The organism is Microbispora sp. GKU 823 (assembly GCF_002027145.1).
Taxonomy (GTDB): Bacteria; Actinomycetota; Actinomycetes; order Streptosporangiales; family Streptosporangiaceae; genus Microbispora; species Microbispora siamensis.
The window spans coordinates 22,685-39,205 of record NZ_MWJN01000011.1 but is presented as its reverse complement, the minus strand read 5'-3'; the positions used below and the strand labels follow the sequence as shown (position 1 = coordinate 39,205).

Sequence of the window (16,521 nt, the reverse complement as noted above, 5' to 3'; positions counted from 1 at the left end):
CCTCCGTTGTCGATCGTGTGCCGGTTCACTGTGTCATGGCGGCCACCGACTCGTAGGTGGGTGTCGGGGTGATGTCCGCGAGCCGGGTCCTGCGCAGGTGAAGGTCGAACCAGTCGATCGCGAGCGCCATCGCCTCCTCCAGGCCCGGGCCGGTGTAGAGGCCGAGCACGTCGTAGGGCAGCACCGCGAGCCGCTTGGGCTCGCCCGCCTTGGCGAAGGCGCTTTGCGCCTCCTCGAGCATGTGGTACGGATCCCAGCCGCCGTTGGCGATCATCAGCAGCGGCGTCGGTGCAAGCCGGTGGATGAGGTTCTCCGGTGCGAAGGTGAGCAGGTGCTCGGCTGAGTCGAGGGTCTTCTCGTTGCGGTAGGTGGGAAACAGGCGGGTCGACATGTCCGGGGTGTCCTTCACGCTGTCGCCCTCCAGCGTCAGGTGCGGCACGCGAGCGCTCTGCCCGCCTTCGTAGCGCCGCTGCCAGTCCTGCTGCAGTTGGTCGCGCAGCGCGTGGACACCGGCGCGGCCGAGGAGGCGTTCCATGTACCGCCATCCGTTCCACACGCTGGGGCTCTGCACGACGACGCACTTGATGCGCCGATCGAGCACGGCGGCCTGGGCCGCCACCGATCCGCCGATGCTCACCCCCCACACCCCGATCCGCTCCGGCTGCACTTCGGGACGGGTCTGCAGGTAGGACACGGCGCTGCGGAAGTCCTCCACCTGCCGCTCCGGGTAGTCCAGGCCGCGCGGCTCGCCTTCGCTGGAGCCGACCGTGCGGTAGTCGATGGCCAGCACCGCGAAGCCGGCCTTGACGAAGTACGGAGCGAAGAACGCCAGCGCCTCTTTGACCATCACCCCGCTGTGCCCGAGCACCAGCCCGGGGACCGGGTCGCTCGTCTCGGGCAGGTAGAGATCGCCCGCGCAGCGGGTGCCGAGGCTGTTGAAGGTCACGTGTTCCATGGCTTGCTCCGCACTCCCTGGCTAGTTATTTCAAACATGACTGAAATATCTAGCAATGTCAACCTGGAAGGCTGTACAGGAAGAGGGGTGGCGGCCGTCGGTTGAAACGGTGGCCCGGGCCGAAGAGATCTTGTCCCTCGACGTCGAAGACCTCGACCCCGAGTTCCGCCGCGCCCGCGTGGTCTCCAAGGGCGGCGCGATCGAGTACGTGCACTGGGCCACCGCCACCGCCCGCTTGCTGCCCCGCCTGCTCTCCAGCCGCACCACCGGGCCGGTGTTCCTGGCCGACCGGCGCGCTCCTGCCTCCGGCCGCCGACGTCTGCGCCATCCCCGAGCCGCAGGCCAAGTCCCGCCTCCAGCACCTGGCCAGCCTCGGCCGCCACGTACGCCTGGGCGAGGAGACCTCCGCCCGCATCACCGCTGAGCACGACCCCACGCCCGACGGCGCAAGCATCGACACCACGGGGCCGCCACCACGCGGTGGTGGCGGCGGGCCAGGCCCTCGCGGGTACCGGTGCGCGGGACTCGTCGGGACGCCCTGGCGTGTCCGGCGCGTCTGCCGCGAGCAGTGGACCCGGGGATACCCCGTCAGCGGCCGATCTTGTCCAGCTCGGCGAGTTCCTCGTCGGAGAGCGAGAGTCCGGCGCCGGCGACGTTCTCGCGCAGGTGCGCCACCGACGAGGTGCCGGGAATCAGCAGGATGTTCGGCGACCGCTGCAGCAACCAGGCCAGGGCGACAGACATCGGCGTCGCATCCAACCGGGCGGCTACGGCCGACAGCGCCGAGGACTGCAGCGGGCTGAAGCCGCCGAGCGGGAAGAAGGGCACGTAGGCGATGCCCTCTTCGGCGAGCTCGTCGATCAGCTCGTCGTCTTGGCGGTAGGCGAGGTTGTACATGTTCTGCACGCACACGATCGGCGCGATCGCCCGTGCCTCGGCGACCTGTTCCGCCGTCGCGTTGCTGACTCCGAGGTGGCGGATCAGGCCCTGCCGCTGGAGTTCGACGAGCGTCTCGAACGGTTCGGCGAGCGAGCCAGGTTGGGGTCCCTGGGCGTTGCCGAGCCGGAGGTTGACCAGGTCGAGCACCTCGAGGCCGAGGGTTTCAAGGTTCTCGTGTACGGCGCGGCGCAGGTCCTCGGGCTGCCGGGCCGGAGGCCAGCCGCCGTGCTCGTCGCGAATCGCGCCGACCTTGGTCACGATGTGCAGCGATTCTGGATATGGGCGCAGCGCTTCGTGGATCAGCTGGTTGGTCACGCGCGGCCCGTAGGCGGCGGCGGTGTCGATGTGGGTGATTCCGAGGTCGATGACCTCGCGGAGGACTGCGAGTGCGCCGTCGCGGTCGGCGGGCGGGCCCATGACCCCGGGACCGGCGAGCTGCATGGCGCCGTAGCCGAACCGGGTGACGGTCAGGTCGCCGAGGGTCCAGGTGCCGCCGGGAAGCGATGTGGAGAGCGTGCTCATGCCTCTGTCTTTCGTGTCGAGCTGGTGGTGGTGCCTCACGGGCCCTTGCTGCAGTATTGACACGTAACTTCCTGACGGGAAGTAGGCACTTTCGAGTGCGTAAGCCACCCACGGGTTGGAGGAGCGGTCCATGGCGACGATGACGGCGGCCCAGAAGAGGGCACAGGCCAAGGCGGAATATGACGCTTTCGTGGCGGCGTGTCCTAGCCGCAAGCTGCTCGACCGGATCTCCGACAAATGGGTCACGTTGATCCTGGCCGCGCTGGGCAGCGGCGGCGGCTCGCCTCAGCCGGGCGCCGACTGTGCCGGCGAGCCCCGGTCGATGCGCTACTCGGAGCTGTCCCGCCAGCTGGCCGGCGTCAGCCAGAAGATGCTCACTCAGACGCTGCGTTCCCTGGAGCGTGACGGTCTGATCACCCGCACCGCGACGCCGACCGTGCCCGTCACGGTCACCTACGAGCTGACCGACCTCGGTCTCTCACTGCACCAATTGATGCGCGGCATCAAGACCTGGGCCGAGACGCACATGGACGATGTGCTCGCCAACCGTGCGACGTACGACACCCGCACCGCCTGCACCAAGGAGCTGCCTTGACCTCGATGACCAGCGGCGGCTCGACGACGATGACGGTGCTGGGTTCGTAGGGTCGGCGGCCGCCCCGGACCCGCCCGCACGCCCGCCACGGCCGGCCTGCGCCCCGGACCGGGGCGGCTCTCCTCAAAGCGGCCGGCGTTGCACGTTGTTACGGGACGGCCTGGGTCAGGCTCCGACGTAGGCCGCGAGGTGCTCGCCGGTGAGGGTGGAGCGGGCGGCGACGAGGTCGGCCGGGGTGCCCTCGAAGACGATCCGGCCGCCGTCGTGACCGGCACCGGGACCCAGGTCGATGATCCAGTCGGCGTGCGCCATGACCGCCTGGTGGTGCTCGATCACGATGACCGACTTGCCGGAGTCGACCAGCCGGTCCAGCAGGCCGAGCAGTTGCTCGACGTCGGCGAGGTGGAGGCCGGCGGTCGGCTCGTCGAGGACGTAGACGCCGCCCTTGTCGGCCATGTGCGTGGCCAGCTTGAGCCGCTGCCGCTCGCCGCCGGACAGCGTGGTGAGCGGCTGGCCGAGGGTGAGGTAGCCCAGCCCGACGTCGGCGAGCCGGTCGAGGATGGCGCGCGCGGCGGGCGTGCGCGCCTCGCCGGAGCCGAAGAACTCCTGGGCCTCGGTCACCGGCATCGCGAGCACCTCGCTGATGTCGCGCCCGCCGAGCCGGTGCTCCAGCACCGCCGCCTGGAACCGCTTCCCCTCGCACTCCTCGCAGGTGGTGGAGACGCCGGCCATCATCGCCAGGTCGGTGTAGATGACGCCGGCGCCGTTGCAGGTGGGGCAGGCGCCCTCGGAGTTGGCGCTGAACAGCGCCGGCTTCACGCCGTTGGCCTTCGCGAACGCCTTGCGGATCGGGTCGAGCAGTCCGGTGTAGGTCGCCGGGTTGCTGCGCCGCGAGCCGCGGATGCCGCCCTGGTCGACCGACACCACGCCCGCGCCTGCGGGGATCGACCGTGGATGAGCGAGCTCTTGCCCGAGCCGGCGACGCCGGTGACGACGACGAGCACCCCGAGCGGGATGTCGACGTCGACGTCGCGCAGGTTGTTCGCCGTCGCGCCGCGGATCTCCAGCGTGCCGGTGGGCTTGCGCACCGTCTCCTTGAGAGCGGCCCGGTCGTCGAAATGGCGGCCGGTGATGGTGCCGCTGGTCCGCAGCCCCTCGACGCTGCCCTCGAAGCAGACCATGCCGCCCGCCGTACCGGCGCCGGGGCCGAGGTCGACGACGTGGTCGGCGATCGCGATCATCTCCGGCTTGTGCTCCACGACCAGCACCGTGTTGCCCTTGTCCCGCAGGCGGAGCAGCAGATCGTTCATCCGCTGGATGTCATGAGGGTGCAGGCCCGTCGTGGGCTCGTCGAAGACGTAGGTGACGTCGGTGAGCGAGGAGCCGAGGTGGCGGATCATCTTGACGCGCTGCGCCTCGCCGCCCGACAGCGTGCCCGACGCCCGGTCGAGCGACAGGTAGCCCAGCCCGATCTCCACGAACGAGTCGAGGAGCTGCTGCAACGTCGTGAGCAGCGGCGCGACCGAGGGCTCGTCGAGGCCGCGGACCCAGTCGGCCAGGTCGCTGATCTGCATCGCGCAGGCGTCGGCGATGCTGATCCCCTTGATCTTGGACGACCGGGCGGCCTCGCTGAGCCGGGTGCCGCCGCACTCGGGGCAGGTCATGAACTTCACCGCCCGCTCCACGAACGCCCGGACGTGCGGCTGCAACGCCTCCTTGTCCTTGGACAGCATCGACTTCTGGATCCGCGGGATCAGACCCTCGTAGGTGAGGTTGATGTTGTCGACCTTGATCTTGGTCGGCTCCTTGTGGAGCAGGTCGTGGAGCTCCTTCTTGGTGAATTCGCGGATCGGCTTGTCCGGGTCGAAGAAACCGGATCCGCTGAAGATGCGGCCGTACCAGCCGTCGACGCTGTAGCCGGGGATCGTGAGCGCGCCCTCGTTGAGCGACTTGGAGTCGTCGTACAGCTGGGACAGGTCGATGTCGGAGGTCCGGCCCATGCCCTCACAGCGCGGGCACATGCCGCCGGTGACGCTGAACTCGCGCCGCTCCTTCACGGTCTTGCCGCCGCGCTCGAATTTGACCGCTCCCGCTCCGCTGACCGAGGCGACGTTGAAGGAGAACGCCTGGGGCGAGCCGATGTGCGGCCGGCCGAGCCGGCTGAACAGGATGCGCAGCATGGCGTTGGCGTCGGTGACGGTGCCGACCGTGGAGCGGGGGTTGGGGCCCATCCGCTCCTGATCGACGACGATCGCGGTCGTCAGCCCGTCGAGCACGTCGACCTCGGGACGGGACAGCGTCGGCATGAAGCCCTGCACGAACGCGGAGTAGGTCTCGTTGATCAGCCGCTGCGATTCGGCGGCGATCGTGCTGAACACCAGCGAGCTCTTGCCCGAGCCCGAGACACCCGTGAACACCGTGAGCCGGCGCTTCGGGATCTCGATGCTGACGTCCTTGAGGTTGTTCTCGCGCGCGCCGTACACGCGAATCAGGTCGTGGGTGTCGGCAACGTGCGGCGCAGGGGACTGCGCGTCCGTCCTCGTGGCCATGCTTATCGTGTTCTCCATTTGATCAGGTGGGGGCCGCCTTCGCGGTCCCGTCGGCGTCGCCAGGCTCGATCTAACCAGCTCTGACCAGTACGTCTGGTCCTCTCGCCGGTGCGGGCGGACGCGGACCAGCGGTCGGGGCGTGGCCGGCTCAGCGCAGCTCGTTGATGCGGATCAGGTTGCCGGCGGGATCGCGGACGGCGAAGTCGCGCACCCCGTACGGCTGCTCGATCGGCTCCTGCACGACCTCGGCGCCGTCGGCCTGAAGCCGGTCGAAGAAGCCGTCGAGGTCCTCGGCGGCCAGGGTGATCATGGCGTAGGTGCCCTTGGCCATCATCTCGGCGATGGTGCGACGCTCGTCTTCGGTGATCCCGGGATTGCCGCCAGGCGGGTAAAGGACGATGGACGTGCCGGGCTGGTTGACGGGGCCGACCGTGATCCAGCGCATCCCGCCGTAACCGGCGTCGCCCCGGACCTCGAAACCGAGGACGTCGCGGTAGAAGGCCAGGGCCGCGTCCGCGTCGTCGTGCGGGAGGAAGGCCGAGTGAATGGTGACGTCCATGGCACTCACGCTAGCTGCGGCTCGGTGACCGGGACTTCTCGATTCCTGACCGGCCTGGTCACCTGTTTCGCCACGCACGGCGGCATCCCGGCCGTGGCGCCCGCCGCCTGGCGCCGGTAGGTGCTGGGCGGCACACCGACCAACTCGGTGAAGCGCGTGCTGAAGGTGCCCAGCGACGAGCAGCCGACTGCGAAACAGACCTCGGTCACGCTCAGGTCGCCGCGACGCAGCAGTGCCATCGCGCGCTCGATCCGCCGCGTCATGAGATAGCTGTAGGGCGACTCGCCGTAGGCGAGCCGGAACTGGCGGCTGAGGTGCCCCGCGGACATGTTCACGCCGCGGGCGAGCGCCTCGACGTCCAGCGGCTGCGCGTACTCCCGGTCGATCCGGTCACGGACCCGGCGCAGCAGCGCGAGGTCGCGCAGGTGCTGGGCCGAGGCGGGTCTGCTGCTCACGCGAGAATCGTACGTCGCGCCACCGACAATTCAGCGTGCCGGCGACCCGCCCCCGTTGCCTGACCTGCGGCGCGTCCTGGCCGCCGCGACGCCACGCGACTGGAGTCCTCCTGAGATCACGGCATGCGAGAAGAGATCGCGCAGGTGCTCGGCGGCCCGGCCGCCGCCCGGTGCCGCCGGTCAGCCGGCACGCTCCTGGACCGCTTCGGCGGCGGCGCTCGCGTAGAGGATCTCGCGCATGCCCGGGAGGGCCTCACGGTCGGCCCGCCACACCAGGCGCAGGCTCAGGCCGGGGACGTCCAGCGCGAGCCGGGCGAGCGCGCCGGCGGCGACCTGGTCGCGACCGCGAACCACGGCAGCAGCGTGATCCCGAGGCCGCGCTCGGCCCACGCCCGCATGACCGGCACGCCGCCCGCCCGCACCCGCTCCACCCGGTCGCCCAGCAGCCGCTCCCCCGCCAGCCAGAACGAGCAGGCCGGAACGTTGACCAGCAACCGCTGGCCGTACAGGTCCTCCTCCCGCAGCCGTGACGCGGCGGCCAGCGGATGGTCCGGCGCGGCGACCAGCGCGAGCGGCACGGGATCGAGGTCGAGGAAGGCCAGCGGCGCGTCCGGCGCGCCGAAACCGAGCCCGCCCAGGTCCTGCCCGGTGTCGAGCAGCAGCGCCGCGTCGAGGTCCGCGGCGGCGACCGCGTCGAGGAGACGGTCGCGGGCCCCGTCTGACCGCACCTCCACCACGAGGTCGGGACGGCGCTCGGCCAGCCGGGCCAGGACCGCGGGCACGTACACGGCCGCGATCGTCTCCAGGGCGCCGAGTCGCAGCACCGGGCGGGCCTCCACGACGTCGCGCCGGGCCTGGTCGGCCTGGTCCAGCAGGCGGCGCGCCCAGCCGCGCAGGCGCTCACCGGCCGCGGTCAGGCGCATCCCCCGGGGACCCCGCTCGAACAGCGCGACTCCGAGGTCCCGTTCCAGCGTTCTGATCTGCTCCGACACCGACGACGGCGCGAGACCCAGGGCGACGGCGGCGTCGGTGACCGTCCGATGTGCCACAACCGCCTCGAAGGTGCGCAACTGCCGCAGTTCCATGCCCCCCGAACGGGCCCGGAGCGTTCGGTTATTCCGAACGCTCCGTGCGGCCGGGCCGGTGGAGCCGTACGGCGGCGGGCTCCACAGTGGGCCCAGGTTGTCTACCTTCTGGAGATCCCTTGATGACGTCCCCCGTCTCTGCCCCGGCCGCGCCACCCGTACGGCCCGCACCCGCCCGGGGCCGCGCGCTGGCCGGGATCGCGCTCGGCTACTTCATGGTGCTGCTCGACACCACCGTGCTGTCGGTCGCCGAGCCCGACCTCGCCCGGTCCTTCGGCGGCGCGGGCGTCGCCGGGCTGCAGTGGACCGTGACCGGCTACACCCTCGTGTTCGGCGCCGCGCTGCTGACGGCCGGGTCGGTGGCCGACCGGTACGGCGCGCACCGCGTGTTCCGGGTGGCCGTCGCCGCCTTCGGCCTGGGCAGCCTGCTGAGCGCGTTCGCGCCGTCGCTGTGGGCGCTCGTCGGCCTGCGGGCGCTGCTCGGCCTGGCGGCGGCGGGGTGCGTCCCCGCGTCGATGGCGATGATCGCCCGGCTGTACCCGGTGCCCGCCGAGCGGGCCAAGGCGGTGGCCGTCTGGGCGGCGACCAGCGGCGCCGCGCTCGTGGCCGGTCCGGTGGCGGGGGGAGCGCTGACCGACCTCGCGGGCTGGCGGGTGATCTTCCTGGTCAACGTCCCGCTCGCCGCCGTCACCCTCGCGCTCACGGCCGGAGCGGCCGTACGCTGCCCGCGCGGCGACCGGCGTATCGACTGGGCCGCCCAGATCCTGGCCTGCGCGGCGGTGGCGCTGCTGACCGACACACTGATCGCGCTCGGCGCCCACTCCTTCGTCCACGCCGCCTGGTCGGCGGCCGCCACAGCCGTGGCGGTGTGCGCCTTCGCCGTACGGGAGCGGCGCGGCCACGCCCCGGTGCTGGCGCCCGCCGTGCTGCGGACACCCGGCGTCCCCGGCGCCCTGCTGGCGGGGGCGGCGGTCAACTTCGCGATGAGCGGGGTGCTGTTCGTACTGCCGCTGCTCTTCCAGCAGGCGCTGGGCCTGACGCCGGGGCAGATCGGGGCGGCGCTCCTGCCCATGACGCTGCCCTTCGCCGTCAATCCGCTGCTGACCGGCAGGATCGTCGCCAGGTCCGGGCCGAGGCCGCCGGTGCTGGCGGGGCTCGGCCTGCTCACGGCCGGCGGCGTCGCGTTCGGCGCGGCCGTCTGGGCGGGCGCCTCCTACCCGATCCTGCTGGCCGGGCTGGTGGCCACCGGTTTCGGTGTGTCGTTCGCGCTGCCCGCCCTGGCCACTCTGATCGTGACCGCGGCTCCCGAAGGCTCCGCCGGCGTGGCCGGTGGGCTGCTCAACGCGGCCCGGCAGTGCGGCGCCACGATCGGCGTCGCCGTGACGGGTGCGTTCGTGACCGTCGGCGTCTCCGACCAGGGACACCACGGCGCGGCGTACGCGCTGGTCGTGCCTGCCGTGGTCTGCGCCGCGGCGGCCGTCGCCGTCGCGCGGGCAGCCCAGCGGGCGGCCCGGCGCACGGCCGGGTGAGGCACCGCCCGTAGGCGGTCCTCGCGATCGCCGCGGGCGCGTTCATCGCCTTTTCCGTCGCCGTTTCGGGGCCGTAGCCCGTTGACAAGCAGCCTCCCGGGAATGGGAGACAGCAGGGCCGCGGGACGGGCGGCCGGGAGTCATGCCGACTGCGGGAGCTAAAGACGGGGTGTGGGAAGGGCTGCACCGTGGTCACGAGGTCAGAGATCGACTATGAGGCGGTGTTCAGGGCCAGCCAAGCCCCGTCCATGCTGCTGACCGCCGACTTCGTCGTGCTCGCCGTCAACGACGCCTGTCTCGAACTGGCGGGGCGCAGCCCGCAGGACGTGTTGGGCCGCAACCTGTTCGACGTCTTCCCGCCCAACCCGGTGGCGCCGCAGGACGCCGAGCAGCAGGGTGCGCGGATGCTGCGGAACTCCCTGGAGCAGGTGGTGACCACCCGCCGCCGGGACTTCATGCCCCTGCAGAGGTACGACATCGAGGCGGCGGGCCGGCCCGGCGTGTTCGAGGAGCGGTACTGGAGCACGGTCAACACGCCCGTGCTCGGCCCGCACGGCGAGGTCCGCTGGATCGTCCTCAGCAGCGAGGAGGTCACCGACTTCGTCCGCGCGCTGCGGCGCTCCGGTGCGGGCGGCGAGCAGGACTCCCTGGCCCTGCAACTGCAGACCCTCAACGACCAGCTCAGGCGGGCGCACCGGGAGCAGCGCGAGACGACCTCCGCCCTGCGCGAGGCCATCGAACGGCAGCGGCGGCTGGTCAGCGACGCCTCCCACGACCTGCGCAACCCCATCACCGGGCTGCTCACCGAGCTGGAGGTCGCGCTGTCCGAACCCGGCATCGACCTGCAGCGGATCTTGCGCAAGCTGCTGCGCGACGCGGAACGGCTCAACGACATCGTGGCCGACCTGCTCGACCTCGCCCGCCTGGACAGCGAGGCGCACGAGGACGAGCAGCTGATCGACCTCGCCGAGTTCGTTAGCGAGGAACTGGACCGCCGCACCCCTCGCGCCACCGTCCTCACCCGCCTCGACCCGCAGGTGTACGTACGCGCCTCGGCGATCCGCCTCGCCCGCCTGCTGGGCAACCTGATGACCAACGCCGAGCGGCACACCCACACCAAGATCGAGGTCGTGGTCACCGCCGATCCTCCCGACGCCGTTCTGGAGGTCCTCGACGACGGCCCCGGCATCCCGCCGGAGGACCGCGAACGCGTCTTCGAGCGCCGCTACCGCCGGGAGGAGGCCCGCGTACGGGATCCCGGCGGGTCCGGGCTCGGCCTGTCCATTGCGCGGGAGATCGCCCAGGAGCACGGCGGCCGGCTGTACGTCGCCGAACACCACGGCGGAGCCCGCCTCGTCCTGCGTCTCCCACTCGCCGGCGAGCGGTGCTGCGGAGATGACGCCGCTGAAAGACGCCCCTGAGGAAGCGTCCCTTCACCCGGCGAGGGCCTCCCGGAGGAACCCCGGCGAGCTCCACCCGCGCGGCCTTCGCCTGCGACACATACAGCGGCCGTGATCGGCCACTGGGCCGGGGCCGGCCCGCTCACGACGCGTACGGCGAACGGCCGCACGGATGCGGCGGCGGCCGGTGCGGGCCTGGCGTCCTAGGATCGGGGTCATGCCCCTGACCGCGGAGTACGTCGACCGGTTCGAGGCCTCCAGGCCGCGCCTGGAAGCCATCGCCTACCGCCTTCTCGGCTCCGCCGGGGAGGCCGAGGACGCCGTGCAGGAGACCTTCCTGCGCTGGCAGGCCGCCGGCGTCGATCACATCGAGGTTCCCGAGGCCTGGCTGACGAAGGTCCTCACCAACCTGTGCCTCAACCAGCTCACCTCCGCGCGGGCGCGCCGCGAGACCTATGTGGGCCGGTGGCTTCCCGAGCCGCTGCTCGCCGGGGACCCGATGCTCGGCCCGGCCGACACCGCCGAGCAGCGCGAATCGGTCTCGTACGCGGTCCTCACCCTCATGGAGCGCCTGTCCCCCAGTGAACGGGCGGTGTACGTGCTGCGGGAGGCCTTCGACTACCCGCATCGGGAGATCGCCGAGATCCTCGACATCACCGAGGCCGCCAGCCAGCAGATCTTCCACCGTGCCAAGAAGCACATCGCGGACGGCAAGGCCCGCACCGAGATCGGCGAGGCCGCCACCCGGCGCATCGTCGAGGAGTTCCTGGCGGCCGCCACCACCGGCCGGATCGAGCCGCTCGTGCGCCTGCTCACCGAGGACGCCATCGCGATCGGCGACGGCGGCGGGAAGGTCCCGGCCCGTGCCAAGGCGTTCGAGGGCGCCGTCGCGGTCGCGAAGTTCCTGCGGGGCCTGTTCATACCCGCCGAGGCCAAGCGCGCCTTGGTCGGTGGCACGGCCGAGGTATACCTCTGGACCGCCAACGGCGACCCCGCCGTCGTGGCCGTCGTGGACGGCCAGGTCGTCGGCGTCATGTGCCTGGAGGTCACCGCCGAGGGCATCGCCGCGTTCCGCAGCCAGGTCAACCCCGACAAGCTCGAACGCGCGACCGCGCGGTGGGCGGCCGCCGACCACGGAGAGCCCCTGTTCTCCGTGTGAGGCGCTTCACATCTCGTTCCTGTCAGGAAACCGCGTGCTGCCCGGTTCAAGTGGCACATCGCGCAAGACAGGAGCAAGGGGCATGCAGCACCGCATCATCGTCCTCGGAGCCGGATACACCGGAGCCATCGCCGCCGGGCGCCTGGCCAAGCGGCTCCACCGCGAGGACGTGGCCATCACCCTCGTCAACGCCGAGCCCGACTTCGTCGAACGCGTCCGCATGCACCAGCTGGCGACCGGCCAGGACCTCAAGCCCCGGCCGTTCAGCGAGATGTTCGCGGGCACCGGTGTCGAGCTGAGGCTCGCGAAGGTCACCGGCGTCGACGTCGACCGCAAGACCGTCACCGTCGTCGACGCGAACGGCGCCGGCGTGATCACACCCGAGTCCGGCGCCGAAGAACTCCCCTACGACACGCTCGTCTACGCCCTCGGCAGCGGCTGGAACGACCAGGCCGTCCCCGGGGCCGCAGAGCACGCCTATGAGATCGCCAGCCGGCCCGGAGCACTGCGGCTGCGCGAGCGCCTGGCCCGCCTCGGCGCCGGGCAGACCGTGGTCGTCGTCGGCGGTGGCCTCACCGGCCTGGAGGCCGCGACCGAGATCGCAGAGGCCCGCCCGGACCTCGACGTCGCCCTCGCCTCCGGCGGCGGCCTCGGCGACTGGCTGTCGCCCAAGGGCCGCGAGCACCTGCGGAAGGTCTTCGGCAGGCTCGGGATCACCGTGCACGAGCACACCACCGTCACCGGCGTCGAAGCCGACCGCGTCGTCACCGCCGGCGGCACGGCCATCCCCGCCGCGGTCACCGTGTGGACCACCGGCTTCGCGGTCCACCCGATCGCGAAGGCGACCGCTCTGGAGGTCAACGGCGCCGGCCAGATCGTGGTCGACGGGACCATGCGCTCGGTCTCGCACCCCGACGTGTACGCCATCGGCGACGCGGCCATGGCGATGGGCCCGGGGAACAAGCCGCTGCGCATGTCGTGCGCCTCGGGCACCCCGGCCGCGTGGCAGGCAGCCGACGCGATCGCGGCGCGCCTGACGGGCGGGAAGCTCCCCAACGCGCCGATCCGCTACTTCAACCAGTGCATCTCACTCGGCCGCAACGAGGGCCTGATCCAGTACGTCACCGCCGACGACCGCGCCGTGCGGGCCGTCCTGACCGGCCGGCTGGCCGCCGTCTACAAGGAGTTGATCTGCAAGAGCGCCGCCTGGGGCGTCGCCAACCCGACGCTCGGGCTGCCGACCCGGCGCCGCCGCGTCACGCCGGGATCTGCCGTGAAGGAGCCTGCGTAGGACGCACCAGGCGGCCGGAGGAGATGACGGAGCGTCGTCGTCACGGCCCGTGCGGGGGCTCGGGAGACTCCTGACGCAGCCGCAGCTCGGCGGCGACCGCGCGTTCGCGCAGTTGGGCCGCCTCGGCCCGGGCCACGTCGAGCTGCGCGCGCAGGTCGGCCAGCCGGGCCCGTTCCAGGGACAGCTCCGCCTGGATCCGCTCCCGCTCGGCGGTGGCGGTCCGGGCGTCCTGCTCCGCCCGGGCGGCTTCCGCGTCAGCGGCCCCGGCGCGCGCTTCGGCCTGCGCCGCCTCCGCGCGCAGCCGGGCGCTCCGCGACGGCCTGCTCGCGGGCCGCCTCCGCCGCCTCGGCTCTGGCCAGCACCCGGTCGCGCTCGTCGTGGGCCTGCGCCACGGCCCGGTCGCGTTCGGCCTCCGCACGCGCGACCGCGCGGTCGCGTTCGGCTCGGCCGCCTGGGCGCGGGCCAGCGCGGCGGCGCTCGACTGCTCGGCCTCACGATGCGCCCGGCGGGCCAGCTCCGCCTCCGCCCGCGCGGCCCGCGCGTCGGCCTGCGCCTCGTCTCGTTCCTGGACGGCCTGCTCGGCCTGCTCCCGGGCCAGGCGGACCTCGGCCGCGGCCCGTCCACTCGGTCGGCCAGCTCGCGTACGGCCTGCTCGCGGGCGGCCTCGGCGACCTCGGCCCGGCGGACGGCCTGGTCGGTCTCCTGCCTGGCCCGGCGTTCGGTGCTCGCCGCCTCCCGCAACGCTGCCAGGGCCTGCTCGCGGGCGGTTTCCGCGTCGGCGAAGGCGGTGTCCCGCTCGGCGTAGGCCTCCTCCGTCCGGCGGCGGGCCTCCTCGGCCTCCCTGCGTGCCTCCTCGGCGGCCTCGCGGGCGAGCCGTACCTGCTCCAGAGCCTGCTCGCGCTCGGCGCGGGCGATGGCGACGCTCGTGTGCGCCTCGGCCTGGATGGCGCTCAGCTTCGCCTCGACCCCCGCCGGGCTCAGCTCCTGGGCGAGCACCTGCGCCAGCGGCTCGATCGCCGCCGCCAGGCCTTTCTCCATGCGTTCGTACAGGTCTTCCACGCGCGCCAGCGCGCCCTCCAGGCCCGGTGTCGCGCGGCGGAGCTCCCGCTCCCTCTTGGCCGCCGCCTGGCAGTCGCCGTCCGGGCAGTACTCCCGCGGCCTGCCCCGCCGGATCGGCTGCTCGATGGGCGCGCCGCAGTGCTTGCACGCGGTGATGGTCACAGAGCTCGTCACGGCGGCCCAGCGTACTGAATTTCTGAATTTCTGGAAATAGAAAACAGAAAATATTCATCCGTTGCGCGGCTATGCCGCTCAGATCACTTGGGAGATGGGTAATTCTCGCAAGCTATCGACCGGGCGCCGATCCTCCTACTGCGTCCAGAGGTATCTGTTGAGCGCCACGTTTTGTCACTGGCCCTGAACGGGACTCCGGAGCCCTGGACGTGCGCTGACGCAGGTGATCGTTTCGGTGCCTCTGTGCGACGGCATAGCGCTGGGGACCCGCTGCCAGGATGTGAAGCTGCCGGGAATCCGCAGGGGTAGCTCCCCCGAGGCCTGGCCTGCCCGACCGATGACACGCTTCACGATGAGCCCTTGACCAGCGGAGACGCCAGGTTGTGTCACTGGGAGCGGCGAGTTTGGCAGTGGAGGCGCCAGTTTTTGTCACTGGCAGGGTGTGCGGGGCCGGCGAACCGCGTGAAAGCGGGTTGACAGTTGCTCGGCCGCTGATCAACTTAGGGGGAGGGGTGTCCTCCCGCATCGGCCCGCCGGTAATGCAGCGATGCTCCTGCGCACCATCGGTCCACTGCGCGCGGGTCCTGACGTTCGTGTCGCCGACGCGATACGTGGACTCAGTGTTCGATCCCAAGGAGGGCGCCATGTCGCGACGAAGCACCCTGCTCCTCGGCCCGTTATCCACCGTCCTCGCGCTGCTGCTGATGACCGCGCAGCCGCAACCCGCCCAGGCGTACACGCAAAGGACCTACGTCACAGTGGCGCAGGGATCCTCCTACTGCGTCCAGGCCACGGCAGGCATCGACCACGTTACGCCGGGCGTCTGGTCCGCGAACCAGGCGTGGGGGACGGCCTACGCACTCGAGGCGGACTGCGTCACCCCGAAGGTCATGAACGCCAAGATCAACCTGCAGGTCCAGAGGTGGACTGGAACCGTGTGGCAGTGGTGTGTAGGGGGAGGTGCCTGGGTGTATGGAACGACGGGCTCGGACGCCTGGGGCCCCACCGGGCCCAGCGTGAATTACAGCTACGAACTCGGCGTGACGACGCCATATGGGAGCACATTGTGTGGTGGGCCTGGCTGGTACCGGGCACAGGTGCGAGCACAGGTCTCCGTCTGGGACCCCTTCGCCGCCAGCTATATCTGGAAGGGCGGCACCCTCTATTCGGGCAACGAGTGGGTGGAGTGAGCCCCCGTCCGGAAGTGTGCGGCCTCGCGGATCATGAAAGGGCTTCCTCCTCCCACCCACAGCTCGCGAGCGGAGCCGGGCGGTGGAGGCCGGAGCCCAGGCCGTCGGCGGCGACGATCTCGTTGACAGCGTGGTTGGGATTGCCCTGTAGTAGAGCGCGCCCGCACTAGGGCCTGTATCGAAGTCGATCAGAGCCATTCGTTGATCGCGGCGATGAGGATCGTGGCTTCGTAGCGGACGGCGAGTTTGTCGTACCTGGTGGCGACAGCGCGGTGGCGTTTGAGCCGGTTGATGCCGCACTCCACCGCGTGCCGCTGGGTATAGATCTCAGGGTCAAAGGCAGGCGGCCGCCCGCCCTTGGATCCCTTGGCGCGGCGGTTGGCATCCTGATCGGCCTTGCTGGGGATGGTGGCCTTGATCCCGCGCTGCCGCAGATAGGCGCGGTTGGCCGTGGAGGTGTAGGCCTTGTCGGCCCTGATAGCGGCGGAACAGGGCGTACACCGCCGGCCAGGATCCGTAACAGGCGGGCACGTCACGCCAGGGCGCTCCCACGCGCACCCGCCAGCGAATCCCGTCGATCAACTGCCGCTTGCTGAACGACGACGGCCGCCCTGCGCGTTTCGGCGCAGTAGCAGCGCTTCCAGCACCGCCCACTGCGCATCGGTCAAGTCGAACCGCCGCGCCACCGCTAAGGTGGCCAACGAGGTCTCCGGTATTCAGGTTGTTCTTGGTCGATCAACCCTCTTACCGGAGACCTCGTTCGTTGTCGATCTCCCACGCGCACACAAGCTTCAGAGCGGCGGGGCCGCCACAGCGGACTTTGATACAGGCCCTTAGTCGAGCGGTTCGCGGCAGTGGAAGCACGTAACCATCGAAGGTCCTTTTAGATCAGGGCGAGTTGTTCCAGTTCGAGGGCGGGGGCGAGGGCCCGTGGCGAACCGCGGCGGGGGGACGCCGCCGCCTCGACGTGAGCTGGTAGCGGCGTCGTACGGGTCGTAGACCAGGAGAGATCCATGCAGGTCAAGCTGCATTTAGAGGGAGCGGCAGAGCCTCTCAGTGA

At 71.2% G+C, this 16,521-nt stretch carries 17 protein-coding genes and 2 pseudogenes; 8 read left to right on the top strand and 11 right to left on the bottom strand.

The features are described 5' to 3' along the window. Positions 1–25: 25 nt before the first annotated feature. The gene (locus B1L11_RS08595) at positions 26–955 is read right to left on the bottom strand and encodes an alpha/beta hydrolase (protein WP_079313991.1); all 930 of its coding nucleotides are present in this window, start codon (positions 953–955) and stop codon (positions 26–28) included. Positions 956–1,064: 109 nt separating this feature from the next. Between B1L11_RS08595 and B1L11_RS08590 the strand changes: the two genes are divergently transcribed. After that, positions 1,065–1,379 carry a hypothetical protein gene (locus B1L11_RS08590; protein WP_218670977.1) on the top strand — a complete coding sequence of 105 codons (315 nt, stop codon included), beginning with the start codon at positions 1,065–1,067 and terminating at the stop codon, positions 1,377–1,379. A gap of 164 nt (positions 1,380–1,543) precedes the next feature. Here the strand turns inward: B1L11_RS08590 and B1L11_RS08585 are convergent, their stop codons facing one another. Then, positions 1,544–2,416, bottom strand: coding sequence for an aldo/keto reductase family oxidoreductase (locus B1L11_RS08585; protein WP_079313990.1), 873 nt, complete (start codon positions 2,414–2,416; stop codon positions 1,544–1,546). 130 nt (positions 2,417–2,546) lie between these two features. Here B1L11_RS08585 and B1L11_RS08580 point away from each other — a divergent pair, with 130 nt between their 5' ends. Continuing rightward, on the top strand, positions 2,547–3,011 hold the full coding sequence (locus tag B1L11_RS08580; RefSeq protein WP_079313989.1) for a helix-turn-helix domain-containing protein: 465 nt from the start codon (positions 2,547–2,549) through the stop codon (positions 3,009–3,011). A 165-nt stretch (positions 3,012–3,176) separates the two neighbouring features. Here the strand turns inward: B1L11_RS08580 and B1L11_RS08575 are convergent. The 5 genes and pseudogenes from B1L11_RS08575 to B1L11_RS08560 form a co-directional block, all read right to left on the bottom strand. After that, positions 3,177–5,560: pseudogene (locus B1L11_RS08575) on the bottom strand (ATP-binding cassette domain-containing protein). Between the two features lie 148 nt (positions 5,561–5,708). Continuing rightward, positions 5,709–6,119, bottom strand: coding sequence for a VOC family protein (locus B1L11_RS08570; protein WP_079313988.1), 411 nt, complete (start codon positions 6,117–6,119; stop codon positions 5,709–5,711). Between the two features lie 5 nt (positions 6,120–6,124). Beyond that, the gene (locus B1L11_RS08565; protein WP_079313987.1) at positions 6,125–6,574 is read right to left on the bottom strand and encodes a helix-turn-helix transcriptional regulator; all 450 of its coding nucleotides are present in this window, start codon (positions 6,572–6,574) and stop codon (positions 6,125–6,127) included. Positions 6,575–6,754: 180 nt separating this feature from the next. Further along, positions 6,755–6,928 (bottom strand): hypothetical protein, encoded by a 174-nt coding sequence (locus B1L11_RS50105; protein WP_256862343.1) that lies wholly within the window; start codon positions 6,926–6,928, stop codon positions 6,755–6,757. After that, entirely contained in the window at positions 6,859–7,659 is an 801-nt protein-coding gene (locus B1L11_RS08560) for a LysR family transcriptional regulator (RefSeq protein WP_256862342.1), read from the bottom strand. The genes B1L11_RS50105 and B1L11_RS08560 overlap by 70 nt, the downstream gene beginning before the upstream one ends. Positions 7,660–7,781: 122 nt before the next feature. Here B1L11_RS08560 and B1L11_RS08555 point away from each other — a divergent pair, with 122 nt between their 5' ends. From B1L11_RS08555 to B1L11_RS08540, 4 genes are all read left to right on the top strand, one after another. Continuing rightward, positions 7,782–9,188 carry an MFS transporter gene (locus tag B1L11_RS08555; RefSeq protein WP_079313986.1) on the top strand — a complete coding sequence of 469 codons (1,407 nt, stop codon included), beginning with the start codon at positions 7,782–7,784 and terminating at the stop codon, positions 9,186–9,188. A gap of 188 nt (positions 9,189–9,376) precedes the next feature. After that, positions 9,377–10,609: a PAS domain-containing sensor histidine kinase gene (locus B1L11_RS08550; protein WP_079313985.1), complete on the top strand. Its 1,233-nt coding sequence runs from the start codon at positions 9,377–9,379 to the stop codon at positions 10,607–10,609. A 196-nt stretch (positions 10,610–10,805) separates the two neighbouring features. Beyond that, positions 10,806–11,747 (top strand): RNA polymerase sigma factor SigJ, encoded by a 942-nt coding sequence (gene sigJ / locus B1L11_RS08545; protein ID WP_079313984.1) that lies wholly within the window; start codon positions 10,806–10,808, stop codon positions 11,745–11,747. Between the two features lie 82 nt (positions 11,748–11,829). Then, positions 11,830–13,038 carry an NAD(P)/FAD-dependent oxidoreductase gene (locus tag B1L11_RS08540; protein ID WP_079313983.1) on the top strand — a complete coding sequence of 403 codons (1,209 nt, stop codon included), beginning with the start codon at positions 11,830–11,832 and terminating at the stop codon, positions 13,036–13,038. Between the two features lie 40 nt (positions 13,039–13,078). Here B1L11_RS08540 and B1L11_RS46610 read toward each other — a convergent pair whose 3' ends face one another. Continuing rightward, positions 13,079–13,456, bottom strand: a complete 378-nt coding sequence (locus B1L11_RS46610) for a hypothetical protein (RefSeq protein ID WP_179155039.1) — start codon at positions 13,454–13,456, stop codon at positions 13,079–13,081. Positions 13,457–13,534: 78 nt separating this feature from the next. On the opposite strand from B1L11_RS46610, the gene B1L11_RS46605 reads away from it, so the two are divergent. Beyond that, positions 13,535–13,843, top strand: a complete 309-nt coding sequence (locus tag B1L11_RS46605; RefSeq protein WP_179155038.1) for a hypothetical protein — start codon at positions 13,535–13,537, stop codon at positions 13,841–13,843. A 1,072-nt stretch (positions 13,844–14,915) separates the two neighbouring features. After that, positions 14,916–15,461 (top strand): hypothetical protein, encoded by a 546-nt coding sequence (locus B1L11_RS08530; RefSeq protein WP_143737122.1) that lies wholly within the window; start codon positions 14,916–14,918, stop codon positions 15,459–15,461. A 188-nt stretch (positions 15,462–15,649) separates the two neighbouring features. Here the strand turns inward: B1L11_RS08530 and B1L11_RS08525 are convergent, their stop codons facing one another. The 3 genes and pseudogenes from B1L11_RS08525 to B1L11_RS50100 all read right to left on the bottom strand — a co-directional run bounded on the left by B1L11_RS08525 (position 15,650) and on the right by B1L11_RS50100 (position 16,476). Next, positions 15,650–15,997: a transposase gene (locus tag B1L11_RS08525; RefSeq protein WP_218670976.1), complete on the bottom strand. Its 348-nt coding sequence runs from the start codon at positions 15,995–15,997 to the stop codon at positions 15,650–15,652. Further along, positions 15,993–16,115 (bottom strand): annotated as a pseudogene (locus B1L11_RS54610) (hypothetical protein); the annotation flags it as partial. The gene B1L11_RS08525 and the pseudogene B1L11_RS54610, both read right to left, overlap by 5 nt. A 229-nt stretch (positions 16,116–16,344) precedes the next feature. Further along, complete coding sequence (locus tag B1L11_RS50100; RefSeq protein WP_256862341.1) at positions 16,345–16,476, bottom strand: hypothetical protein; 132 nt, start codon at positions 16,474–16,476, stop codon at positions 16,345–16,347. Positions 16,477–16,521: the final 45 nt, after the last annotated feature.